19 protein-coding genes are annotated in these 24,122 nt (G+C 73.0%); 15 read left to right on the top strand and 4 right to left on the bottom strand.

The genetic code is table 11. The annotated features are described in order from the left end of the window. Nucleotides 1-11 precede the first annotated feature (11 nt). From lanKC to ABTX60_RS34615, 4 genes are all read left to right on the top strand, one after another. Nucleotides 12-2,606: a class III lanthionine synthetase LanKC gene (lanKC, locus tag ABTX60_RS34630; protein ID WP_352100986.1), complete on the top strand. Its 2,595-nt coding sequence runs from the start codon at nt 12-14 to the stop codon at nt 2,604-2,606. Between the two features lie 84 nt (nt 2,607-2,690). After that, nucleotides 2,691-2,807, top strand: a complete 117-nt coding sequence (locus ABTX60_RS34625) for a SapB/AmfS family lanthipeptide (RefSeq protein ID WP_053673473.1) — start codon at nt 2,691-2,693, stop codon at nt 2,805-2,807. A gap of 82 nt (nt 2,808-2,889) precedes the next feature. Further along, nucleotides 2,890-4,713: an ABC transporter ATP-binding protein gene (locus tag ABTX60_RS34620; RefSeq protein WP_352100985.1), complete on the top strand. Its 1,824-nt coding sequence runs from the start codon at nt 2,890-2,892 to the stop codon at nt 4,711-4,713. A gap of 46 nt (nt 4,714-4,759) precedes the next feature. Next, nucleotides 4,760-6,517, top strand: coding sequence for an ATP-binding cassette domain-containing protein (locus ABTX60_RS34615; protein WP_352100984.1), 1,758 nt, complete (start codon nt 4,760-4,762; stop codon nt 6,515-6,517). Between the two features lie 3 nt (nt 6,518-6,520). On the opposite strand, the gene ABTX60_RS34610 is transcribed toward ABTX60_RS34615, so the two are convergent. Further along, complete coding sequence (locus ABTX60_RS34610) at nt 6,521-7,129, bottom strand: LuxR C-terminal-related transcriptional regulator (RefSeq protein WP_352100983.1); 609 nt, start codon at nt 7,127-7,129, stop codon at nt 6,521-6,523. A gap of 317 nt (nt 7,130-7,446) precedes the next feature. Between ABTX60_RS34610 and ABTX60_RS34605 the strand changes: the two genes are divergently transcribed. Then, complete coding sequence (locus tag ABTX60_RS34605; RefSeq protein WP_352101015.1) at nt 7,447-9,603, top strand: PP2C family protein-serine/threonine phosphatase; 2,157 nt, start codon at nt 7,447-7,449, stop codon at nt 9,601-9,603. 115 nt (nt 9,604-9,718) lie between these two features. Here the strand turns inward: ABTX60_RS34605 and ABTX60_RS34600 are convergent, their stop codons facing one another. Beyond that, nucleotides 9,719-11,116: a S1 family peptidase gene (locus tag ABTX60_RS34600; RefSeq protein ID WP_352100982.1), complete on the bottom strand. Its 1,398-nt coding sequence runs from the start codon at nt 11,114-11,116 to the stop codon at nt 9,719-9,721. 744 nt (nt 11,117-11,860) lie between these two features. Between ABTX60_RS34600 and ABTX60_RS34595 the strand changes: the two genes are divergently transcribed. From ABTX60_RS34595 to ABTX60_RS34580, 4 genes are all read left to right on the top strand, one after another. After that, nucleotides 11,861-12,076, top strand: coding sequence for a hypothetical protein (locus tag ABTX60_RS34595; RefSeq protein ID WP_003994898.1), 216 nt, complete (start codon nt 11,861-11,863; stop codon nt 12,074-12,076). Between the two features lie 95 nt (nt 12,077-12,171). Next, on the top strand, nt 12,172-12,978 hold the full coding sequence (locus ABTX60_RS34590; RefSeq protein WP_352100981.1) for a biotin/lipoyl-containing protein: 807 nt from the start codon (nt 12,172-12,174) through the stop codon (nt 12,976-12,978). Next, nucleotides 12,975-15,200 (top strand): NHLP family bacteriocin export ABC transporter peptidase/permease/ATPase subunit, encoded by a 2,226-nt coding sequence (locus tag ABTX60_RS34585; RefSeq protein ID WP_352100980.1) that lies wholly within the window; start codon nt 12,975-12,977, stop codon nt 15,198-15,200. The genes ABTX60_RS34590 and ABTX60_RS34585 overlap by 4 nt, the downstream gene beginning before the upstream one ends. A gap of 1 nt (nt 15,201) precedes the next feature. Continuing rightward, on the top strand, nt 15,202-18,027 hold the full coding sequence (locus ABTX60_RS34580; protein ID WP_352100979.1) for an NHLP bacteriocin export ABC transporter permease/ATPase subunit: 2,826 nt from the start codon (nt 15,202-15,204) through the stop codon (nt 18,025-18,027). A gap of 4 nt (nt 18,028-18,031) precedes the next feature. Here the strand turns inward: ABTX60_RS34580 and ABTX60_RS34575 are convergent, their stop codons facing one another. Both ABTX60_RS34575 and ABTX60_RS34570 read right to left on the bottom strand, forming a co-directional pair. After that, nucleotides 18,032-18,559: an SRPBCC family protein gene (locus ABTX60_RS34575; protein ID WP_352100978.1), complete on the bottom strand. Its 528-nt coding sequence runs from the start codon at nt 18,557-18,559 to the stop codon at nt 18,032-18,034. Between the two features lie 5 nt (nt 18,560-18,564). After that, a complete protein-coding gene (locus tag ABTX60_RS34570) occupies nt 18,565-18,906 on the bottom strand; it encodes an ArsR/SmtB family transcription factor (protein WP_352100977.1) in 342 nt (113 codons plus the stop codon). Nucleotides 18,907-19,082: 176 nt separating this feature from the next. Between ABTX60_RS34570 and ABTX60_RS34565 the strand changes: the two genes are divergently transcribed. The 6 genes from ABTX60_RS34565 to ABTX60_RS34540 all read left to right on the top strand — a co-directional run bounded on the left by ABTX60_RS34565 (nt 19,083) and on the right by ABTX60_RS34540 (nt 24,056). Beyond that, entirely contained in the window at nt 19,083-20,591 is a 1,509-nt protein-coding gene (locus ABTX60_RS34565; protein WP_352100976.1) for an MFS transporter, read from the top strand. A gap of 159 nt (nt 20,592-20,750) precedes the next feature. After that, complete coding sequence (locus tag ABTX60_RS34560) at nt 20,751-21,758, top strand: Ppx/GppA family phosphatase (RefSeq protein WP_352100975.1); 1,008 nt, start codon at nt 20,751-20,753, stop codon at nt 21,756-21,758. Between the two features lie 45 nt (nt 21,759-21,803). Further along, entirely contained in the window at nt 21,804-22,004 is a 201-nt protein-coding gene (locus ABTX60_RS34555; protein WP_352100974.1) for a hypothetical protein, read from the top strand. Between the two features lie 179 nt (nt 22,005-22,183). Continuing rightward, a complete protein-coding gene (locus tag ABTX60_RS34550) occupies nt 22,184-23,191 on the top strand; it encodes an iron-containing redox enzyme family protein (RefSeq protein ID WP_352100973.1) in 1,008 nt (335 codons plus the stop codon). A gap of 21 nt (nt 23,192-23,212) precedes the next feature. Next, entirely contained in the window at nt 23,213-23,869 is a 657-nt protein-coding gene (locus ABTX60_RS34545; protein WP_352100972.1) for a HemK2/MTQ2 family protein methyltransferase, read from the top strand. Next, entirely contained in the window at nt 23,850-24,056 is a 207-nt protein-coding gene (locus ABTX60_RS34540) for a CDGSH iron-sulfur domain-containing protein (RefSeq protein WP_352100971.1), read from the top strand. The genes ABTX60_RS34545 and ABTX60_RS34540 overlap by 20 nt, the downstream gene beginning before the upstream one ends. Nucleotides 24,057-24,122: the final 66 nt, after the last annotated feature.

Here is a 24,122-nt window from a genome sequence, read left to right as displayed (position 1 = left end):
GAGGGGGACGCATGGACAAGCGGTACGAGGTGTACGCGCTGGCAGACCGGCACTTCTACGAGACGCCGGACCGGCTGGCGCGGGGCGCGCAAGGGACGGCCGCCCACCTCTACGAGACGGCCCGCCGGCCGCTGCCCGAGGGCTGGGAGTCGGCCCGGATCGGCGACTGGCAGACGATGACGCCGCTCGGCCCGGACGGCGAACCGCTGCAGGGCCCGGCCCAGGGGTGGAAGATCCACGCCTCGGCGACCCGGGCCAACGCGGAGGACGTCGCCCGGATCGTGTGGGACTACTGCGTCGAGCGGCGCGTCGCCTTCAAGTTCGTGCCGGGTCCGCACCTGCTCCACCTGCGCAACACCAAGTACGCGCCGCGCGACGGCAGCGGCAAGTTCGTCACGGTCTACCCGGCCGACGAGGAGCAGCTGCACCAGGTGCTGAGCGAGCTGGGCGCCCTGCTGGAGGGGTTCGAGGGGCCGTACATCCTGACCGATCTGCGCTGGGGCGAAGGTCCCCTGTACGTGCGCTACGGCGCCTTCGCACGGGCGTTCGTCGTGGACGAGCGGGGCTCGCTGGTGCCGGCGGTGCGCGACGGCGAGGGGCGGCTGGTGCCGGACCGGCGGTCGCCGTCCTTCCAGGTGCCCGAGTGGGTGACGCTGCCGGCATTCCTCAAGCCGCACCTCGACGCGCGCAACAACACGACGACGGGCGAGCTGCCCTATCGCATCGAGAAGGCACTGCACTTCTCCAACGGCGGCGGAGTGTACGCGGGCACCGATACCCGTGACGGGCGCAAGGTCGTCCTCAAGGAAGGCCGGCCGCACGCGGGTCTCGCCTCGGACGGCGCCGACGCGATCGCCCGGCTGGAGCGGGAGAAGCGGGCACTGGAGCAGGTGGCGGGCACGGGCGTGGTCCCGGAGGTGCGCGACTGGTTCGAGCTCGGCGGGCACCGCTTCCTGGTGATGGACTTCCTCGAAGGCCGCCCCCTCAACTCCTTCTTCGCCGAGCGGCACCCGCTGCTCACCCAGGACCCCGACGCGGAGGCCGTCGCCTCCTACACGGCGTGGGCGCTGCGCATCCACCGCAAGGTGGAGGAGGCCGTGGCGGCGGTGCACGCCCGGGGCATCGTCTTCAACGACCTGCACGTCTTCAACATCATGGTCGCCCCGGACGAGGAGACGGTGTCCCTCCTCGACTTCGAGGCCGCGGCCCCGGCCGAGGAGAACGGCCGTCAGGTCGTCGCCCACCCCGGGTTCTTCGCGCCGCCGGACCGCCGGGGCGCCGACATCGACCGCTACGCACTGGCCTGTCTGCGGCTGGCCCTGTTCCTGCCGGTGACCACGTTGTTCGTGGTCGACCGCGGCAAGGCGGCGCATCTGGCCGAGGTGATATCGCAGCAGTTCCCCGACGTACCGAAGGAGTTCCTCGACCAGGCGGTCGCCGAGATCACGCGGGAGGTGTCCGGCCGTACGGTGGCCGCTCCCTCCGCGCCGGTGGATCCGGGCGACTGGCCCTACAGCCGCGACTCGATGGTCAAGGCCATCCTCGCCTCGGCCACCCCGGAGCGCGACGACCGGCTCTTCCCCGGAGACGTCGCCCAGTTCTCCGACGGCGGCGGGCTCGGACTCGCGCACGGCGCCGCGGGGGTGCTGTTCGCACTGGACGCGGCCGGCGCCGAGCGGTACGAGGAGGGCGAGCGCTGGCTGCTGGACCGGACGGCACCGGCCCCGGTCGGTACCCCGCTCGGCCTGTACGACGGGCTCGCGGGCGTCGCCCTGGTCCTCGACCGGCTCGGGCACCGGCAACGGGCGCTGGACCTGGTCGAGGGCATCCTCGCCGAGCGGTGGCAGAACCTCTCCTCCGACCTGCACGGCGGACTGGCCGGGCTGGGCCTCGTCCTCGGGCAACTGGCCCGTACGACCGGCGAGGCGGAGCTGGGCGAGCGGGCCCACGAGGCCGCGCGGATCCTCGTCCAGCGGCTCACCGAGCCGGTCCCGGCGACGTCCCGGCCGCGCGCCGGACTGCTGCGCGGCGCGAGCGGTGCCGCCCTGCTCATGCTGCGGCAGTACGAGTGGACCGGCGAGGAGGCCTGGCTCGAGGCGGCGGCCGTGGCCCTGCGCAGGGACCTGGCGTCCTGCGTGACACGCGAGAACGGGTCGCTGGAGGTCGACGAGGGCTGGCGGACCCTGCCCTACCTCGGCGACGGCAGCGCGGGCCTCGGCATGGTCCTCGACGACCTCGTGGCCCACTCCCCCGCTCTCGCCGGGGAGTTCGAGGCGGCCCGTTCCGGTGTGCTCACCGCGGCCACCTCCCGCTTCTACGCGCAGCCCGGGCTCTTCCAGGGCCGCGCCGGAATGATCCTGCACCTCAGCCGCACGACGACGCCGGGCGCGACCGAGGACCGGCTGGCCGCGCAGATCGCCGGGCTCGGCTGGTTCGCGATGGCCTACCAGGGCCAGCTGGCCTTCCCCGGCCACCAGATGATGCGGCTCTCCATGGACCTCTCCACCGGAACGGCAGGGTGCCTGCTGGCGCTCGGCGCGGCCCTCGACCCGGCGACCGACGCCCACCTGCCGTTCCTCCCGCCGCCGAACAGGCGGCCCCACTGACGCGGTTCCGCGATCCCGCGGAGTCGTGACACCACCCCGTCCCCACGGATGACCACGGACGGACACCCAATGGAAGGACACACCATGGCACTTCTCGACCTGCAGACCATCGAGTCCGACGAGCGCATGACCGGCGGCGGCAACAGCACGGTGAGCCTGCTCTCCTGCATCAGCGCCGCGAGCGTTCTGCTCTGTCTCTGATCTACGGTCTGCCGGCTCCGGGCGGCTCTCTCCCTTCGGGGAGGGGCCGCCCGGGGTCCTTCCCGTTCCAGGAAAGGCCCGTATGACCTCGCGCGGCGACGACGACCCTGCGGCCGGACACGCGCGCACGCTGCTGCGCACGGCGACCCGGTACAGCGGGTCCCGCTGTGTGGCGCTGTGCCTGGTGAGCATCGCCGCGACGGGTGGCGAACTGCTGCTTCCGGCCGCACTCGGCCGGGCCCTCGATCTTCTGCTGGCGCAGGCCCCGGCGACCCGCTGGGTGCTCTGCTGTGCCGGCCTCGTCCTGCTGCTCGGGCTGCTCGACGCGGCCCAGACCGTCCTCACCGGCACCGTCGACGCCCGTACCACGGCGTGGCTGCGCCACCGGCTGACCGGGCACGTCCTGGGCGTGGGCCCGCGTGCCGCGGACCGCTTCGGCTCGGGTGACCTCGTCGCGCGCCTGGTGGGCAACGCCGCCGAGGCGGGCACCACTCCGGCGGCCCGCGCCGCGCTGCTGGCCGCGCTCGCCGGTCCCGCCGGCGGGGTCGTCGCGCTGGCGGTGATCGACTGGTGGCTCGCGGCGGTGTTCCTCGCCGGAGCCCCCGTGCTGGCCCTTCTCCTGCGCGCCGTCTCGCGGGACACCTCCGAGAGCGCGGCGCGCTATCAGCAGGCGCAGGGCCGGATCGCGGCCGCGCTGGCGGAGGCCGTCGAAGGGGTCCGCACCGTCCGGGCGGCGGGCACGGAGCGCCGGGAGACGGCCCGTGTGCTGCGGCCGCTGCCCGAGCTGTCCCGGGCCGGGCACCGCATGTGGCGGGTGCAGGGGCGGGCCGCGGCCCGGGCGGTCGCCGTGGCGCCACTGCTGCAACTCGCGGTCGTCGCCGTGGCCGGGGTCCTGGTCAGCCGGGACCGGCTCTCGGTGGGCGAGGTGCTCGCGGCATCCCGCTACGCGGTGCTCGCGACGGGCGTCGGTGTGCTGGTCGGCCGGCTCGCGGGCCTGGCCCGGGCCCGGGCCGCGGCCCGGCGCCTCGGCGAGGTCGAGACCGAAACCGCCACCGCGTACGGCGCCCGCAGGCTGCCCGATGGTCCCGGGCGGCTGGAGCTGCGCGGGGTGACGGCCCGGCGCGGCGGACGCACCGTGCTCGAGGGGGTGGACCTCGACGTGCCGGGCGGCACGACGCTGGCGGTGGTCGGCCGGTCCGGCTCCGGCAAGTCGCTGCTGGCCGCGCTCGCCGGACGGCTGGCCGACCCGGACGGCGGCGAGGTGCTCCTCGACGGTGTGCCGCTGCGCGAGCTGCCGCACGACGATCTGCGCGGCGCCGTCGGCTACGCCTTCGCCCGTCCCGCCCTGCTCGGCGGCACGATCGAGCAGGCGATCGGCCTCGGCCTGCCGTCCCCCTCCCCCGGCCGGATCCGGGAGGCGGCCCGCACGGCCCTCGCCGACGACTTCGTGCGCCGCCTCCCCGACGGGTACGGCACGGCGGTCGCCGACGCCCCGCGCTCCGGCGGTGAGTCCCAACGGCTGGGGCTGGCTCGGGCGTTCGCACACGGTGGGCGCCTGCTGATCCTCGACGACGCCCTCTCCAGCCTCGACACGGTGACGGAGCGCCACATCACCGACGCCCTCTTCGGCGACGGCCCGGGCAGCACCCGGCTCCTGGTCGCCCACCGTGGCGCGACGGCCGCGTGCGCCGATGCCGTGGCGTGGCTGGACGACGGTCGGGTGCGGGCGGTGGGGCGGCACGAGGAGTTGTGGCGGCTGGCGGAGTACCGGGCGGTGTTCGCCGAGGGGGCGGACACCGCCGGCTCCCCCACGGGCGACGGTGGCTCCCCCGCGGACGACGGCGGTTCACAGCCGGTTCCGGACACCCGGGGCGGGACGAGGGGGAAGAAGGACGTGACGGCATGAGCGGCCGGACGTGTACGGGAGCGGCTGCCGGGGGCGGGGTGTACGCATGACGTCCTCCACCGGCCTCCCGGCCCTGGGCCTGCGCTTCCTGCTGGCCCGTCGGCGGGTCCTGCTGCGGCTGACCGCCTGGTCCGTGCTGGAGACCGGGCAGACCTTCCTCATCGGATACGGGCCCGCCCGGGCGCTGGACGAGGGGTTCCTGCGCGGCCGGGCGGACCTCGGACTGATCTGGCTGGCCGTGACCGGCCTGGGCGTCCTGCTCGGCGCGTACGGCACCGCCCGGGTCTACGCCGCCGTCGCCGACCTGGTCGAACCGCTCCGGGACCGGCTCGTGGAACGGGTGGTCTCGCGCGGGGTGCGCAGCGGTGACGCGGGGGCGCTGTCCGGGCTCACCCAGCAGGTGGAGATCGCCCGGGACACCTTCGCCGGACTGGTCATGGTCTCCCGCTCCTTCGTGTTCACCTCCGCCGGCGCCCTGGCAGGCCTGCTCGCTCTCGCCCCGCCGCTCCTGCTGGTCGTGGGACCGCCGCTGGCCCTCGGCATGGCGTTGTTCGCCGCGACGCTGCGGCCCCTCGCCCGGCGGCAGGAGGCGTTCCTGGTCGCCGACGAGGCCCTCGCCGGTGATCTCGGCACCGTCTGCCCGGGCCTGCGCGACATCAGGGCGACCGGTGCCGAGGCGCAGGTCGCCGCGGGCACCGGGGAGCGTGTCGAGGCGGAACTGCGGGCGGCGCGCGCGCTCGCCCGTTGGGGCGTGCTGCGGGTGGCGTCCCTGACGATCGGCGGCCAGCTGCCGATCGTGCTGCTGCTCGCCGCCGCCCCCTGGCTCCTGGCCCACGGCGTCACCACGGGCGCCCTGGTCGGTGCCCTCGCCTACGTCACCCAGTCCCTGCTCCCGGCCCTGCGCAACCTGATCCACGGCCTGGGCACGAGCGGCTCCCGCCTGACCGTTGTACTGCGCAGACTGGCCAGGCCGGACACCGCAGACGACGACACCACCCCACCTCCCCCGGCCTCGAGCTTCCGCCCCACGCACACCGCCATCGACGGCAGGCCTCAGCCGGCCGACGGGCCCGCCGCGGAGCCGCCCCCGGCCGTCTCCCTCGCCTCCGTCACCTTCGCCTACGGTCCCGCCAGTGCGCCTGTCGTCCACGACCTCGACCTCGTCCTCCCGCCCGGCGCCCACGTGGCCGTCGTGGGGCCCAGCGGCACCGGCAAGTCAACGCTCACCGCGCTCGTGGCAGGGCTGCTCACGCCCTCGCGCGGCACCGTCCGGGTCGGCGGGCACCCCGTGCCCGGCCCCGAGGCGGCCGCCGCTCGCGTGCTCATCCCGCAGGAGGCGTATGTCTTCGGCGGCACGCTGGCCGAGAACCTCGCCTACCTGCGTCCGGACCCGGTGCCCGAGGAGGAGATGCTGGCCGCGGCCGAGGCGGTCGGTCTCGCCCCCCTGGCCGACCGGCTCGGGGGGCTCGGCGCCCGGGTCGATCCCCCGGCGCTGTCGGCCGGCGAACGGCAGCTGGTCGCGCTGACCCGCGCGTATCTGTCGTACGCCCCGCTCGCCCTGCTGGACGAGGCGACCTGCCATCTGGACCCGGAGACGGAGGAGCGCGCGGAGCGGGCGTTCGCCGCGCGGCCGGGCGGGACCCTGGTGGTGGTGGCCCACCGCATCAGCTCGGCCCGCCGCGCCGGCCGGGTCCTGGTGATGGACGGCCGGAGCACGGCGTACGGCGACCATGAGGAGCTGCTGCGGTCCTCCGCGCTGTACCGGGACCTCGTCGGAAGCTGGACTCCCGCACTGGCCCGGTAGGGGTCAGAGCCAGCCCTGGCCCTGCGATATGCGTATCGCGTCGATGCGGTTGCGGGCCCCGGTCTTGCGGGTGATGGCGGCCATGTAGTTGCGCACCGTCCCGTGGGACAGGTGCAGGCTCCCGGCGATCTCCGCGATGGAGGCTCCCTCGGCCGCGAGGGTCAGCACGCTCAGCTCTCTGCGGGTCAGCGGCATCTCGGCGGCCTTGAGGAACCCGAAGCCCAGCGAGTCGTTGACGAAACGTTCCCCCTCAGCGACGCGACGGATCCCGCGCAGCAGATTCTGCGGGGACCCCTCCTTGTCGACGTACCCGAGCGCCCCCGCCTCGACGGCCCGTTTCAGCAGGCCGGGCCGGCTCGCGGTGGCGAGCACGAGTAATCGGGGGCGCACACGGTCCGGCCCCGGCCGGCACAGCTCACCCAGCGGGGGGATGCCGTAGGAATCCGCGCACTCCAGGTCCGCCGCGCACACGTCCGGCCGAACCGACCGCACCATGCCCGGCGCGCCGCGCCACGACGTGTCGTGCACCGCCAGGTCGGACTCCTGCCGCAGCCACTCCGCCAGCACCGACCGCACCAGACACTCGTCGTGGACCAGAAGCACCCGGATCACTGCCACCCCCTCCGCTCGCCGTACGCCCCCTCGTCCTGGTGAGCGCGTGCCCCATTGTTCGCGACCGTGACCCTGCGTGTACGTGAGAAACCGGCCATCAGGAGGCGCGGGGGCGCACGCCCGGCGCCCATACGCCCGACCACGCTTCGACTACGGGGGCATGGGTCGGGACGCTCGGGGTACGAGAGTGCCCCCTGTGGGTCCGGCACCGGTGTGACCGACGGTAACCGAAACGGTTCCGGAGCCGCTCGTCGTGCGGGACGGGCCGCCAGGGGGGAGATTTGTTCCTGGACCCGGTCGCGCGGCCGTGCGAGGAGGTGGTCGGCGTGTCCGACGGGCAGTCGTCCGCGCAGGCGCCGGCAGCCGCCAGGACGCCGGTCGGCCGTCCCCTGCTCTCGCTGGCGCTGGCCTCGATGATGGACGAGGTGCACGCCCACTCCGGAGCGGTGTACCTGATGGCACCGGACCAGCCCGTGCTGGAGATGGCGGTGATGGCCGGTCTGCCCCGGGCGTTCGCGGCGCCCTGGGAGCGGGTGGGCCTGAGCTCCCCGATCCCGGTCGCCGACGCGGCGCGCGAACGGCGGCTGGTGTGGGTCGGCGGCGAGGAGCAGATGGCCCGCCTCTACCCGCGGATCGCCGTGGTGCTGCCCTACCCGTTCGCCCTGGCCGCGGTGCCGGTCGCCACCGAGTCGACCGTCTACGGCGCGGTCTTCGTCACGTGGCCGGGCGCGCATCCGGCGGAGATGTCCGACCACGAGCGGGAGCATCTGACCGCGGCCTGCGGCCGGCTGGCGGTCCGGCTGGAGCGGGCCGCGGAGCACAGCATCCCGCCGCACCCCGAGACCGACCTGCTCGCCTCGCCCCTGGTGGGCGGTATGGCCGGCACGCTCGGCACGGTCGAGGCGGCCCGAATGGTGAGCCGGCTGCCCTACGGGCTGGTCTCGCTGGACCTGCACGGACGGGTCGGTTTCGTGAACGCGGCCGCGGCCGAGCTGCTGAACGTCCCGGTCAGCCGACTGCTCGGCACCCAGCTGTGGGCGTCGGTGCCCTGGCTCAACGACCCGGTGTACGAGGACCGCTACCGGGCGGCGCTGCTGAGCCAGCACGTCACCTCGTTCGTGGCGCTGCGGCCGCCCGGTGAATGGCTGTCGTTCCGGCTGTACCCGAGCACGACGGGCCTGAGCGTCCGCATCACCAGGTCCCGGGCCGTGTCCCGGATGAACCGCACCGCACCGCCGTCCGACGGGGCACCTTCCCGGCTGGTCACCATCTCGCAGGTGCTGGACCTGGCCGGCGCCCTCACCGAGGCGGTGGGGGTGCAGGACGTGGTGCAGCTGGTCGCGGACGAGATCGCCCCGGCGGTGGGCAGCCAGGCCCTGGTGATGCTGGGCTCGCGGGCCAAGCGGCTGCGGGTGCTCGGGCACCGCGGGTACCGGGACCCGCATGTGGTGGAGCGGTTCGACGGGATGCCCCTGACCGAGCCGACACCGGGCACCCAGGTGCTGCGGACGGGCGTACCCGCGTTCTTCGAATCGCAGGAAGAGCTGGAGCGCCTGTACCCGGCCCGGCTCGCGACCCCCGACGGGTTCGCCGCCTGGGCCTTCCTGCCGCTGATCGCCCAGGGCCGCCCGGTGGGGACGTGCGTGCTCTCCTACGCCGAGCCTCACCCGTTCCCGACGGAGGAGCGGGCGGTGATGACGAGCATGGCCGGGCTGATCGCCCAGGCACTGGAGCGTGCGCTGCTCTACGACGCCAAGCACCGGCTCGCGCACGGCCTGCAGGAGGCACTGCTGCCGCACTCCCTGCCGTCGCTGCCCGGCATCGAGGCGGTCGGCCGCTATGTGCCGGCCACTCAGGGCATGGACATCGGCGGCGACTTCTACGACCTGGTGGGCACCCAGGGGCGTGCGGCGGCGGTGATCGGGGACGTGCAGGGCCACAACGTCACGGCGGCCGGGCTGATGGGGCAGGTCCGCACGGCGGTGCGGGCCTACACGACCGTGGGGCAGGCGCCCGAGGAGGTCATGCGCAGCACCAACCGGCTGCTGCTGGACCTCGGGTCCGACCTGTTCGCCAGTTGCCTGTACCTGCGGCTCGACCCGGAGCACGGGCGGGCCGTGATGTCCCGGGCGGGACACCCCCCGCCGCTGCTCAGACGGCCGGACGGGCGGGTGCGGGTGCTCGATCTGGCGGGCGGCCCGCTGCTGGGCATCGACGCCTCGGCGGTGTACCCGACGACGGAGGTCGCCCTGCCCCCCGGTTCGCTGCTCGTCCTCTACACCGACGGGCTGGTGGAGTCCCCCGGTACGGACTTCGAGGAGGCCCTCGCGGATCTGGGCCGGCGGCTGGGGGACGCCGGGGACCAGCCGCTGGACGAACTGGCCGACAGCCTCGTCCATCAGGAGCGGCACCGCGCGGACGGGGAGGAACGGCTCGATGACATCGCCCTGTTGCTGATCAGGGCCCTCGGGTAGGGCCGGTGGGCATCGGCGACCGGGCCGGAACGCAGAGGAGCCGGCCCGGTTCCGCCAGGAAGGGGGCGGAACCGGGCCGGCTGCGTCGGACCGGCTGCCGACGGATCTGCTGGGGTCAGCGGGACTCGGTCAGACCGGAGTTGTCCTCGACACCCTGACCCGCGTCCTGACCGGCACCCGCGTCCTGACCGGCTCCGGCGCCCGCTTCGTCGCCGCCGGCCTGCTCACCGGCACCAGCGCCCGCCTCTTCACCGGCTCCGGCACCCGCACCGGCTTCCTCACCGGCACCGGCCTCTTCACCGGCACCCGCTTCGTCGCCCGCGCCGGCCTCCTGGCCCGCGCCGGCTTCCTCGCCCGCACCGGCCTCGTCACCGGCACCGCCGCCCGCGGCACCGCCCGCGCCGAGGGTCGCGCCGACCGCCTCCAGGGCGGTGGTCACCGGCTGGAAGAACGTCTCGCCGCCGGCCGTGCAGTCACCGCTGCCGCCGGAGGTCAGGCCGATGGCGAGACCGTCCTGGGTGAACAGCGAGCCGCCGCTGTCGCCGGGCTCTGCGCAGACGTCGGTCTGGATGAGGCCGGTGACAGTGCCCTCCGGGTAGTTCACCGTGGCGTCGAGGCCGAGGACCTGGCCGTCGTTGAGCCCGGTGGTGCTGCCCATCCGGAAGACCTGCTGCCCGACGGTCGCCTCCGCGGCCTCCGTGATCGGGACGGTCTGGTCGCCGGTGTTGACCTCGCTGGGCGCCTCGGTCGCCGGGTCGTCGTACTTCACGAGTGCGAAGTCGCCGTTGCCGGGGAAGGTCGACTGGTCGACCGTGGCGATCGGCTGGCCGCCCTGGGTGTCGGACCACTCGTTGCCGCCGAGGGTGCAGTGACCGGCCGTCAGGAAGGCCGGGGAGCCGTCGCCCGCGGTGACGTTGAAGCCGAGGGAGCAGCGCGAGCCGCCCGCGAAGATGGCGTCGCCTCCGGAGACGAACGGCTTGAAGGTGCCGGAGGACTTCTTGAGCGTGGCCATGCCGGAGCCGAGCTCCTGCACGGTGCTCTCCAGTCTGTCCCACTTGGCACCGGTCACGGTGCTGTCCGCGGTCACCAGGAGCTTGTTGGTGCGCGGGTCGATCGACCACGAGGTGCCCGCGATGGTCGCCTCGGACTTCAGCGTCGACGCGCCGTCCTGGAGCTCCGACCAGCTGTTGTCGACCTCGCGGACCTTCGCGCCGGCCGCCTTCGCCTGCACGATCACATTGTTGTTGTCGCCCGGTACGACGTTGACGACGAGCTGCTTGTTGTCGCCGTCGTAGTAGGAGCCGCCGAACGCCTCACCGAGGAGCCCGGAGAGCTGCGAGGCGAGATCCGAGGCGTCGCCCGCCTTCAGGGTCTTCGGCGCGGCAGCCGCGTCGCCGGACGAACCGTCCTGCGAGGCGTTGGCGTTGGGGAGCAGGATCGCGGCCGCGCCGAGCGCCACCACGCCGCCCGCCGCTATCGCGGCCTTGCGCTTCGGAATTCGCTTGTGACTCAAACTTCTCTCCTCCTGGGGAACGGAGTAGGTGCCGCCGTCCGGCAGCTTCTGGGGGGCGCCTGGATGGCTGTTGGTACGCACGTGCCGCACGGGGCGTTCAATTCCGATTGCAAGTGATCCCTTCGCATCGCGGAATCAGCCAACTCCCGCCGCAGGCAAGCCGACCGCTGATCCCGGGACCGCCCTGTTCACAGGGGCCGGTCCAGCAGGGCGGGCCCGGCCGGACCGCGGCGAGCCATGGCCGGATGACGGCCTTTCAGCACCGGGCACCGTCCCGGCATGGCGGAACGAAACGCTCCGTATCCGGCCGGGAACGATCTGTTGCCATCGCGGAGCCAAACCCCGGCTTCAGCGAATCTGCACACCGACTGCTCAACCCGGTCACCGAAATGAGGGTTATCCACAGCCCGGCCGGGTCGGTCATGCCTTTGGGGCGGGAGTGCCGGATTCGCCGCCCGGCGACTCAAGGGCCGGGATGCGCCGATGCGGTGGCGCATGTGAAGAACTCGCCCCCAAGCGGTGCGCAGACCTCCACGGATCGATGCCGCTGGGGCGCAAGTTGCCTGGTGAGAGGGGTGGTTGATTGGAAGCGCGGAGCAGCGGCGTGCTTTGATCCATCGCACCGCGGGGGCCGCTCAGGGCACTCGGAAACGGATGTCCGGCGCTCGCGGTCGCGGCCGTCATCTGTCCCCAGAGGGGGCCGCTCCCCCCTTGTGAGATATCCATATGAAGGGAAGTTCCACCATGAACTCCACCCCCCAGGTTGAGACCGTCGAGATCGCCGACGCCCAGCTCGACGCCATCTCCGGCGGCCTGTCCGTGAACGCCGTGAACACCGTCACCGACACCGTCGACGGCATTGCCCCGGTCTCCGGCCTGGTCGACACCGCCGTTGGCACCGTCGAGGGCGTCACCGGCCTGAACACGGCCCCGGTCACCGGCCTGGTCTCCGGCCTCTGATCGAGCCTTTGTGCCGTTGATTCCCGGAACCGCAGCCGGCGGTTCCGGGTTCTTCGGGTTCCGTAACCACCTCTTCCACGGGTGAGGGATGTTCCTTGCAGTTCCGCCAACAGGCCCTCGCCAAGCTCCAGTCACCGGAGGAACTCGACCTCCCGGTGCGTTTCGCCCGTCCGCAGGGCTGGCTCGTGCTCTCGGTGACGGTGGTCGCGATGGCGGCCGCCTCGGTGTGGGCGGTGACCGGATCGGTGACCTCCACCGTCAGCGCGCCCGCCATCATCACGCACGGGCAGGGCAGTTACCTCCTGCAGAGCCCCGTCGCGGGCCAGGTCACGGCCGTGCTCGCCAAGCAGGGCCAGCAGGTGCCCGCGGACTCCCCCGTGCTCAAGGTCCGTACGGCCAAGGGTGAAGCGGTCGTGCGCACGCTCGCCGCGGGCCGGGTCTCCGCGCTCGCCGCGACCGTCGGGCAGATCATCCAGACCGGCGCGAACGTCGCCGCCGTGGAGAAGGTCGCCCACACGACGGACCCCCTCTACGCCACCGTGTACGTCCCCGCCGAGAACGCCGCCTCGATCCCCGACGACGCCGCCGTGGACCTGACGGTGCAGTCGGTGCCGACACAGGAGTACGGCGTGCTGCGCGGCCATGTGAAGGCGGTGGACCGCTCGGCCCAGTCCCCGCAGACGATCGCCGCGTTCCTCGGGGACAGCCAGCTGGGTGAGCAGTTCACCGAGCAGGGCAGGCCGGTGGCCGTGACGGTACGGCTGGACAAGTCCTCCGCCACGAAGAGCGGTTACCGGTGGTCTTCGGCGGACGGGCCGCCCTACAAGCTGACCTCCATGACGCTGGCCTCCGGTTCGATCCGGCTGGCCGACGAGCGCCCCGTCGACTGGCTGCTGCCATGAGCGCGACCGCACAGGAGCCGCGGAGCAGGCGCCGCGCCGCCCCGCCCAAGCGCAAGGTTCCCAAGGCCCGGGCGAAGACCGTCCGCACCCCCACCGTGCTCCAGATGGAAGCCGTCGAGTGCGGCGCCGCCTCCCTGGCGATGGTGCTCGGCCACTACGGCAAGCACGTCCCGCTGGAGGAGCTGCGCATCGCCTGCGGTGTCTCCCGTGACGGCTCGCGCGCCAGCAACCTCCTCAAGGCGGCCCGCTCCTACGGCCTGACGGCCAAGGGCATGCAGATGGACCTGGCCGCCCTCGCCGAGGTGAAGTCGCCGGCCATCCTGTTCTGGGAGTTCAACCACTACGTCGTCTACGACGGGATAGGCCGGCGTTTCGGCCGCCGCGGCGTCTTCATCAACGACCCGGGCAAGGGCCGCCGCTTCGTCCCCATGGAGGACTTCGACGGCAGCTTCACCGGCGTCGTGCTGGTGATGGAGCCCGGCGAGGACTTCACCCGGGGCGGCCGCAAGCCGGGCGTCCTGGGCGCGATGCCCGCACGGCTGCGCGGCACCGCGGGCACCATGCCCGCCGCGGTGCTGGCGAGTCTGCTGCTGGTGGCGGTCGGCGCGGCGGTGCCCGCGCTCAGCCGCACCTACATCGACGAGTTCCTGATCGGTAACCAGACCTCGCTGCTCGGCGTGCTGTTCGCGTCGATGGCGGCCTGCGTGCTGCTCACGGTCGTGCTGACCTGGCTCCAGCAGGCCAACCTGCTGCGCGGCCGCATCATCTCCTCCACTCTCTCCAGCGCCCGCTTCCTGCGGCACCTGCTGCGGCTGCCGGTGACCTTCTTCTCCCAGCGCAGCCCGGCCGACCTGGTGCAGCGCCTGCAGTCCAACGACGCGGTGTCCGAGACCCTGTCCCGCGATCTCGCCGCGGCGGGCGTGGACGCGGTCGTGGTCGTGCTGTACGCGGTGCTGCTGTACACCTACGACCCGCAGCTGACCTTCGTCGGCATCGGCGTGGCCCTGCTGAACATCGTGGCCATGCGGGTCGTCATCCGGCTGCGGGCGACGCGCACGGCGAAGCTGCGAGCGGACACCGCACGTCTCACCAACACGGCGTACACCGGACTTCAGCTCATCGAGACGATGAAGGCGACCGGCGGCGAGGACGGCTACTTCCGCAAGTGGGCCGGGCAGCACGCCACGACCCTGGAGGAGCAGCAGCGGCTCGGCGTGCCGAGTGCCTGGCTGGGCGTGGTCGCGCCGACGCTCGCCACCCTCAACAGCGCGCTGATCCTGTGGATCGGCGGCATGCGGGCGGTCGAGGGGCACATCTCGGTCGGTCTGCTGGTCGCCTTCCAGGCCCTGGTCACCCGCTTCACGGCCCCGCTGACCCGGCTGAACGGTGTCGCGGGCCGCATCCAGGACTTCGCCGCGGACGTGGCCCGGCTGAAGGACGTGGAGAACTTCAAGACCGACCCGCTCTACGGCCGCCCCGGCTCGGGCGAGTCGACGCGCCGTCTGCAAGGCCATGTCGAGCTGGAGAACATCACGTTCGGCTACAGCCCCCTCGACAAGCCCCTGCTGACCGGCTTCGACCTGACGGTCGGACCCGGTCAGCAGGTGGCGCTGGTGGGCGGGTCGGGCAGCGGCAAGTCGACGGTGTCCCGGATGATCTCCGGGCTGTACGCGCCGTGGGAGGGCGTGATCCGTATCGACGGGCAGCGCATCGAGGACATCCCGCGCGGGGCGCTGGCCGCCTCGGTCTCCTTCGTCGACCAGGACGTGTTCCTCTTCGAGGGCACGGTCCGCGACAACGTGGCGCTGTGGGACCCGTCGATCCCCGACGACGCGGTGGAGGACGCGCTGCGCGACGCCGCCCTGTACGACGTGATCACCCGCCGTCCGGGCGGCATCCACAGCAAGGTGGAGCAGGACGGCCGCAACTTCTCCGGCGGGCAGCGCCAGCGCCTGGAGATCGCGCGGGCGCTGGTGCGCCGACCGAGCATCCTGGTGCTCGACGAGGTCACGAGCGCGCTGGACGCGGAGACCGAGCTGGTCGTGATGGACAACCTGCGCCGGCGCGGCTGCGCCTGTGTGGTGATCGCGCACCGGCTCAGCACGGTGCGCGACAGTGACGAGATCGTCGTCCTGCAGCACGGCACGGTCGTGGAGCGGGGACGGCACGAGGACCTGGTGGCCCGCGGCGGAGCGTACGCGGCACTGGTCAGGGAGCGGTGAGATGACGGCCGTTCACGAAGGGCACGACGGCGACCTCGTGCTGGGCGCCTTCGGGCAGCTGGGCTCGCGCATCGACTGCGCCGGGTTCAACCGGCTCGACCTCGAAGGCCCGCAGGTGCTGTGGCTGGTCGCGTCCGGTGCCGTGGACCTGTTCGCGGTCGACGCGGGGCAGCAGGGTCACTGGCACCATCTGGGCCGGCTGGAGGCGGGCTCGCTGGTGCTCGGCCCGGTGCCCGGTCCGCAGCACACCCTGGTGGCCCGGCCGCTGCGGGACTGCGTGGTGCACCGCATCGGCCTGCGCGAGCTGTACCAGCCCGCGAACACGGCGACCTGGTCGTACGACGAGTACGGCAACCCGCAGTACGTGCCGCCGACGACGAGTCCGCTGGAGTACGCGCTCGCCCTCGGGGTCGGCCGCAGCCTGTCCATCCTCTTCCAGGCGCCGATGGCCACCGAACGGGCCGCCGCGCCCACCGACGACGACGTGTTCTGGATGCAGGTGCCGCCGGGCAGCGTGCAGTACGGCTCGCTGTACGGCGCGGAGGCCGCGGCCGACCTGCTGATGGACCCCGCTCTGTGGCAGTCGATGGTCGACCAGCAGTACCGGCTGCTGACCACGCTGGACCGCTGGATCGAGCAGCTGGAGCGCACCCACGAGACGCGCACGGCCGAGGGCATCAAGGCCGGTGAGGCGGTGCGTGCCCAGGCCGACCAGACGCTGCTCGCCTCGATCGGCAAGCGCTCCTCGAAGCGCACGACCTCGGCCGACGCGGACGCCACGTACGCGGCCTGCAAGCTGGTCGGGCAGGCGGCCGGGATCCGGATCACCGAGCCGACCCAGAAAGGCACCGGCGGCGACCGCCTCGACCCGGTCGAGCAGGTCGCCCTCGCCTCCCGCGTGCGCACCCGGGCCGTCCGGCTCGACGGCCGCTGGTGGCGGGACGACGTGGGGCCGCTGGTCGGCCAGCGGGCCCTGTCGGGCGCGCCGGTGGCGCTGCTGTGGCGGCGCGGCGGCTATGTCGCGGTGCATCCGTCGACCGGGCGTGAGACGCCGGTCGAGAAGGCCAACGCCGACGAGTTCGAGCCGCGCGCGGTGATGTTCTACCGTCCGCTGCCGGAGCGCGGGCTCGGCCCGCTGGGGCTGCTGCGGTTCTGCATGCAGGGCATGCGCGGCGATCTGACGGGCCTGCTCCTCAGCGGTCTGGTCACGGTGGCGATCGGCGCGCTGGTGCCGGTCGCGACCGGCAAGGTGCTGGGCGAGTTCGTGCCGAAGGCGCAGACCGGCCTGATCGTGCAGGTGTGCCTCGCGGTGATGCTGAGCAGTGTGGTGGCCGCGGCCTTCATGCTGTTGCAGAACCTCACCATCCTGCGGATCGAGGGCCGGATCGAGGCCACGCTCCAGCCGGCGGTGTGGGACCGGCTGCTGAGACTGCCGACGAGGTTCTTCACCGAGCGCTCCACCGGCGAACTGGCCAGTGCGGCCATGGGCATCAGCTCGATCCGCCGGCTGCTGGCGGGAGTCGGCCCGACGGTCGCCCAGTCGGTGACGGTCGGCGCGATGAACCTGGGGCTGCTGTTCTGGTTCAGCGTGCCGATGGCGATGGCCGCGATCGGCATGCTGGTGGTCATCGCGTCCGTGTTCCTGGCGCTCGGGCTGTGGCAGGTGCGCTGGCAGCGGCGTCTTGTGGTGCTCGCCAACAAGCTGAACAACCAGGCGTTCCAGACGCTGCGGGGATTGCCCAAGCTGCGGGTGGCCGCCGCCGAGAACTACGCGTACGCCGCGTGGGCGTCGGAGTTCGCGCGCAGCCGTGAGCTCCAGCAGAAGGTCGGCCGCATCAAGAACCTCACGACGGTGCTGGGCGCGGTGTACCTGCCGCTGTGCACCCTGCTGATGTTCATGCTGCTGGCCGGTCCGGCCAGGGGCTCGATGTCGGCGGCGGCGTTCCTCACCTTCAACACCTCGGTGACGATGGTGCTGACCTCCGTCACCCAGTTGACGGGCTCGTTCGTCTCGGCGGTGGCGGCGCTGCCGCTGTTCGAGGAGATCAAGCCGGTGCTGGACGCGACACCCGAGGTGCGCACGGCGAGCACCCGGCCGGGTCCCCTGACCGGGGCGATCGAGGCCCGGCGGGTGTCGTTCCGTTACGCGGACGACGGTCCGCTGGTCCTGGACGACGTGTCCTTCGAGGCACGGCCGGGCGAGTTCGTCGCAGTCGTCGGCCCCAGCGGCTGCGGGAAGTCGACGCTGCTGCGGCTGCTGATCGGCTTCGACCGGCCCGTGTCGGGCAGCGTGCTGTACGACGGGCAGGACCTTGCGGCCCTGGACCAGTCGGCGGTGCGCCGTCAGTGCGGTGTGGTGCTCCAGCACGCGCAGCCGTTCAACGGCTCGATCCTGGACGTCATCTGCGGCACCGAGCCGTACACGCCGGAGGAGGCGATGGCGGCGGCGGAGATGGCGGGTCTCGCCGAGGACATCAAGCGGATGCCGATGGGCCTGCACACCATCGTCGCGGGCAGCGGAGCCGTCTCCGGCGGCCAGCGCCAGCGGCTGATGATCGCCCAGGCGCTGATCCGCCGGCCGCGCATCCTCTTCTTCGACGAGGCGACCAGCGCGCTCGACAACGAGACGCAGCGCACGGTCATCGAGAGCACCAAGGCCCTCAACGCCACCCGGATCGTCATCGCGCACCGGCTGTCGACCGTGATGGACGCCGACCGGGTCGTGGTGATGGAGGACGGCAAGGTCATCCAGCAGGGCCCGCCCGCCCAGCTCCTCGCGGACACGAACGGGCGGCTGCACGAGCTGGTGCGGCGTCAGATGGCGTGAGCCGTCAGTCCTGTCCGGGCACCGGCGCGCCGGAGGGCAGACCAGCCGCGACATAGGCGGCGTAGAGGTCCTTCCAGGGTGCGCCGGGACCGGTGTGCGGACCGGTGGTCCGCTCGCCGCGTGCCCGGGCGTCCAGCATGGTCAGGCACACCTCCCAGCCGGCGCCGTTGCGGGCGGCGGTGTCCTCGGCGGCGAGGACGTTGGTGAGGGTGAAGCGGGTGCGTTTGCCGTCGGTCTCCGCCAGGTCGAAGTGGAGTTCGTCCCCGCCCCAGTCGAACGACAGGTGCCGGGGCGGGTCGACGGCGAGGACCCGGCCGGTGGAGTCCTCCATGTGCGGGTCACCGCTGAACCTGATCGCGCCGCCGGGGCGCAGCTCGATCTCGGCACGGGAGGGGAACCAGCGCTCCAGTTCGTCCGGGTCGGTCACGAACTGCCAGACGCGGTCGACGGGATGGTCGTAGACGCGGCTGAAACGGACGGCGGGGCGGCCGTCCTCCAGGGTCACATAGGTGCCGGTGAGGTCCGTGGTCACGGTGATCAGTCCTTCGCAGCGGACGGTTCGGGGGTGTCCGGCGTCTCGTCGAGGCGGCGGCCCAGCGCGTCGAGGCTCTTGCCCCACAGCGCGCGGTACGGGGCGAGCCAGGCGTCCAGGGCGGCGATCGGGCCGGGGTCCAGGGCGTAGACGCGGCGCTGGGCGTCCTGTCGCACCCGGACCAGACCCGCCTCGCGCAGCACCTTCAGGTGCTTGGAGGTGCTCGGCTGACTCAGTCCGCACGCCTCGACGATCTCACCGACGGGCCGGGGCCGCTCCAGGAGCAGGGCGACGATGGCCCGCCGGTGGGGGTCGGCGAGTGCGGTCCAGAGGGCGGCGTCGGACATGACCCCAATATGCCTCTGCCGTTATATGCGCGTCAAGGAATATGAGCGGTCACCGGGCATGCCTGAGCGAAACGTTGCCGTTTCGCTCGGGCTGGTCTAGTCTCGATGTGTACGAAACCGTTTCGTTTACGTACTCATTACCTTCCTCGTACGCCGTCCCTGAAACGGGTCCTCCCATGCCACAGACATCCCTCACCGACAGCGCGCCCGAGAGTGCCGCCGCCCGGACGACGCCCCCCGCGGCCTCGCCGAAGCGGTGGTGGATCCTCGCGGTCGTGGCCCTCGCCCAGCTGATGGTGGTGCTGGACGCCACCATCGTGAACATCGCCCTGCCCTCGGCCCAGGCCGACCTGCACTTCTCCGACGGCGACCGGCAGTGGATCGTCACCGCGTACGCGCTGGCGTTCGCCTCCCTGCTCCTGCTCGGCGGCCGGATAGCCGACCTGTTCGGCCGCAAGCCGGCCTTCCTCGTCGGCATCGTCGGCTTCGCCGCGGCCTCGGCGCTCGGCGGCGCCGCGACCGGCTTCGAGATGCTGGTCTTCGCCCGCGCCCTGCAGGGCGTCTTCGGGGCGTTGCTCGCACCGGCCGCGCTGTCGCTGCTGAACACCACGTTCACCGACGCTCGCGAGCGCGCCCGCGCGTTCAGCGTCTACGGCGCCATCGCCGGTGCCGGCGGCGCGGTGGGCCTGCTCCTCGGCGGCATCCTGACCGACGCCCTGGACTGGCGCTGGACGCTGTACGTCAACGTCGTCATCGCCGTGGCCGCGTTCGCGGGCGGCTGGCTCCTGCTGAGCAACCGCCGCGACGCCACGACCGCCAAGCTGGACGTGCCGGGCACGATCCTGGTCGCCGGCGGCCTGTTCTCCGTCGTCTACGGCTTCTCCAACGCGGAGACGCACGACTGGGGCTCGCCGCTCACCTGGGGCTTCCTGATCGCCGGCGCCGTGCTGCTGGCCGCCTTCACCTGGTGGCAGACCCGCGCCGCCCACCCGCTGCTGCCCCTGCGCATCCTGCTCGACCGCAATCGCGGTGCTTCCTTCCTGGCCGTGCTGATCAGCGGCGCGGGCATGTTCGGGGTGTTCCTGTTCCTCACCTACTACCTGCAACTCCACCTGGGCTTCAGCCCCACGAAGACCGGCGTGGCGTTCCTGCCCATGGTCGGCGCCCTGATGGTGATGGCCCAGCTGGGTACCACCGTGCTGCTGCCGCGCCTCGGCCCGAAGACCGTCGTCCCGCTGGGCTTCGCCGTCGCCACCGCCGGCATGGCCTGGCTGACCGGTATCGGCGCCGGCTCCTCCTACGCGAGCGCGGTGCTGCCGCAGCTCGTCGTGATCGGCCTGGGTCTCGGCCTGGTGATGCCGTCGGCGATGCAGCTGGCCACGGGCGGCGTCGCGGCCGAGGACGCCGGCGTGGCCTCCGCCACCGTCAACGCCATGCAGCAGGTGGGCGGTTCGGTCGGCACGGCGCTGCTGAACACCCTCGCCGCGAGCGCGGCGACCGACTACCTGGCCGGCAAGGACCCGAGCAGCAGGCTCGTACGCGCCCAGGCCACGATCGAGAGCTACACCACCGCCTTCTGGTGGTCGGCCGGGTTCTTCGCCGCGGGTGCGCTGATCACCCTGGTCCTGCACCGGCGCGGGGTGCCCCAGCAGGACCCGGAAGCGGCGCCGGTCGTGCACATGTGACCGACCGGGAGCGCCGGGGACCGTCGTGCGCAGGGCCACGGCGGTCCCCCTTCCTTGTCCCTTCTCCGCTGCCCGGCTCCCCTGCCGCCGGTGGCGCGTCCTCGCCGGTCCGCCGCCCGCGATCTGTTGGGCGGGCCGGGAAGTGGGTACCCACCGGCCATGCGAATGAGCGTGGTGGACGTGGGATCGAACACGGTCAGACTTGTGGTCGCGGACGCGGCGGACGGGGTGCCGCTGCCCGTGCACACCGCCAAATGGCGACTCAGGCTGTCCGAGCAGGTCACACCGGGGGGTCCCATCCCGGAGCAGGCCGTGGCACAACTCGTCGACGCGGTGGCCGAGGCCGACAGGACGGCCGCCCGGTGGGGTGCGGCGAGCCCGCCGGCCTTCGCGACCGCCGTGGTGCGCAACGCGCCGAACCGGCGCGAGGTGCTGCGCGCCGTCCGCGCCCGAACGGGCGTCGACCTGTGCACCCTGCCGGGCGAGGTCGAGGCCGAACTGACGTTTCTCGGGGCCCGGCGCTGGATGGGCTGGCGGTCGGGGCCGCTCGCGCTGCTCGACATCGGCGGCGGCACGCTCGAAGTCGCTTTCGGACGCGGCAGGTTGCCGGACTTCGTGGCGTCGCTGCCGCTGGGGGCGCGGCGGTTGACGCATGAGTTCTTCGAGGACGAGGACCCGCCGTCGCCGGAGCGGGTGCGGGCGCTGCGCCGCAAGGTCCGCCACCAGTTGCGGGACGTCGCGGCGCGGATCCGCTGGGAAGGCCCGCGCACCGCGGTCGCCACCTCCCGCACCTTCCAGCAGCTGGGGCGGCTGTGCGGCGCGGCGCCCGGACGCCACGGCCCGTTCGTGGACCGGCAGATGCACCGCTCCGACCTGCGGTCGGCGATCGCGCGGCTGGCCGCCCTGCCCGCCGCGGAACGCGCGCACCTGCCCGGCATCTCCGCGCCCCGCGCCGCCCAGAGCCTGGCGGGAGCGGTGGTCGGCCACACCGCGCTGAAGCTCACCGGCATCAAGGCCGTCACGGTCTGCCCCTGGGCGATCCGCGAAGGCGTACTGCTGCGCCACATCGAGGACGGCCCCTCCTGGTGGGCGGAGGTCGCCCTGCGCAGCGAGGAGACCGCCCCCGCCGAGCCGGTGCCGCTGCGCATAGCCGGCACCGGAAGCTGAACACCCCACCGTGACCGGACGAACCGTACAGGGAGAGGAGACCCCGTGACCCAGCACAAGGACCACGACCACGCCGATGACCAGCACGGCAAGCCGACCGAGACGGCACTCGAAGAGGTGCTGCGCGAGGTCGAGGACGCCGAGAACCGCACCCGGGACTCCGCCGGGGAACGCCGCCACCGGGGCGAGGCCGGGGAGGCCATCACCCCCAACACGCGTGCGCAGGAGGAGTCCGAGGGGGACTGACGGAAACCGGGCGGTCTCGGGCTACCGGGGAGGCGGCCCGAGCGCCCGCCCCGGCAGGGCTCGCGCCGGGGAGATTCTCCGCCATGGCCACCCGGGCGGGCCGTGATCTTGCCGATCGCTCCCCTGAGCAGGCGCCACTCGGCGGGTGACCTCGGCCGCCGGGTGGGTACCCGTCGCGCATGGAGCACGAAGGACCACGACTGCCCACCCCGCGCGGCCCGCTGAGCAGGGGCGTCGAAGCGTATCTGCGGGGCGCGGGCCGACTGCCCCGCCTCGAGGAGGTCGCCCGCGCCGAGGTGTACGGCGACGATCTTCAGCTCGCCCTGTACCTGTGCTACGAGCTGCACTACCGCGGATTCGCGGAGGTCTCCCCGGAGCGCGAGTGGGACCCGGACCTGCTGCGCGTCCGCGCGGCCATGGAGCACCGCTTCCTGTCCGCGCTGCGCACCGACGCACACGTCCACGACAGCGTGGACGAGGCACTGGCCGGATTGCTGGTCGAGCCCGTCGAGGGCACCGGCGTCAGCCACTTCCTGCGCGACGAGGGCGAGCTGTGGCAAGTGCGCGAGTACGCGGCCCAGCGCTCCCTGTACCACCTCAAGGAGGCGGACCCGCACGCCTGGGTCCTGCCGCGGCTGTCGGGCCGCGCGAAGGCGGCGATGGCGGCGGTGGAGTTCGACGAATGGGGCGGCGGCCGCGCGGAGCGTGTCCACGCCCGCCTGTTCGCCGACCTGATGGCGGACCTGGGCCTGGACACCGCGTACGGCCGCTATCTCGACGCGGCGACCGCCGAGGCCCTGGTCACCGTGAACATGATGTCCCTCTTCGGGCTGCACCGGGCCCTCAGGGGCGCCCTGGTCGGTCATTTCGCGACGGTCGAGATCACCTCGTCTCCGGGGTCGCGGCGGCTCGCCGAGGCGATGCGCCGCACCGGCGCGGGACCCGCCGCCGAACACTTCTACGACGAGCACGTCGAGGCCGACGCGGTCCACGAGCAGGTGGTGCGCCACGACGTCATCGGCGGGCTTCTGGAGCGCGAGCCGTATCTCGCCCCGGACATCGCCTTCGGCATCGACGCCACCGAGTTCGTCGAGGAACGCTTCGGCGCCCGGCTGCTCACCGACTGGCGTGCCTCCCGTTCGTCACTGCGTGCGCCGCTTGCCCAGGAAGCAGCTCATATCTCCTGATGGCCGGGGTACTCGGCGTCCGTGATTGCACTGGTACCCCCGGGCGTGTACGCCCCGCAGGAGGACACCGAGCTGCTGGCCGGTGCCCTGTCCGACGAGCCGCTGCCCCCGGGCGCGGAAGTCCTCGACGTGGGCACCGGCAGCGGCGCCCTGGCCCTTCAGGCCGCGCGCCGGGGCCATCGTGTGACCGCCGTGGACGTGTCCTGGAGCGCCGTGTGGGCCGCGCGCCTGAACGCCCGGCTCGCGCGGCTCCCGGTCCGCATCCGGCACGGGAACCTCTTCGAGCCCGTGCGCGGACAGAGGTTCGACCTGATCCTGGCCAACCCGCCGTACGTGCCGGCGCCGGACGGCCATCACAGACCGCCGCGAGGCGCGGCCCGGGCCTGGGACGCGGGCGCCGACGGGCGCCTGGTCGTCGACCGCATCTGCCGGGAGGCGCCCGGTCTGCTGCGGCCGGGCGGGGTGCTGCTGCTCGTGCAGTCGGCGCTCAGCGGCCCGGACCTCACCGTCGGGCAGTTGCGCACGGCCGGTCTGAAGGCCGCGGTGACCCGTCGGCACCGGATCGCGCTGGGGCCCGTGTTGCGCGGCCGGGAACGCTGGCTGCGGGAGCGGGGGCTGCTGCCCGCCGCCGATGACAAGGAAGAGCTGGTGGTCGTCCGTGCCGAACTCCCCGTCTGACCGGCCCGCCGAGCCGCGCCGCGTCACCGTCCAGCGCAAGGGCCCTCTGCTGATGGAGGGCCCGGTGGAGGTGGAGCTGGAGGACGGCTCCGTCGTCACCTCCGACCGCTTCCGCGTGGCTCTGTGCACGTGCCGCCGCAGCCGCCGCTACCCGTGGTGCGACACGAGCCATCGCGACCGGGCATAACTCCCCGGGACACACAAAAACCCAGGGGCCGGCGGGCAGCCCCACACTGCCCGCCGGCCCCCTTGT

It is taken from the genome of Streptomyces sp. NPDC126510 (genome assembly GCF_040302345.1).
Lineage (GTDB): Bacteria > Actinomycetota > Actinomycetes > Streptomycetales > Streptomycetaceae > Streptomyces.
Note: the sequence above shows the minus strand (reverse complement) of the source record. Positions and strands in the feature narration are given on the sequence as shown.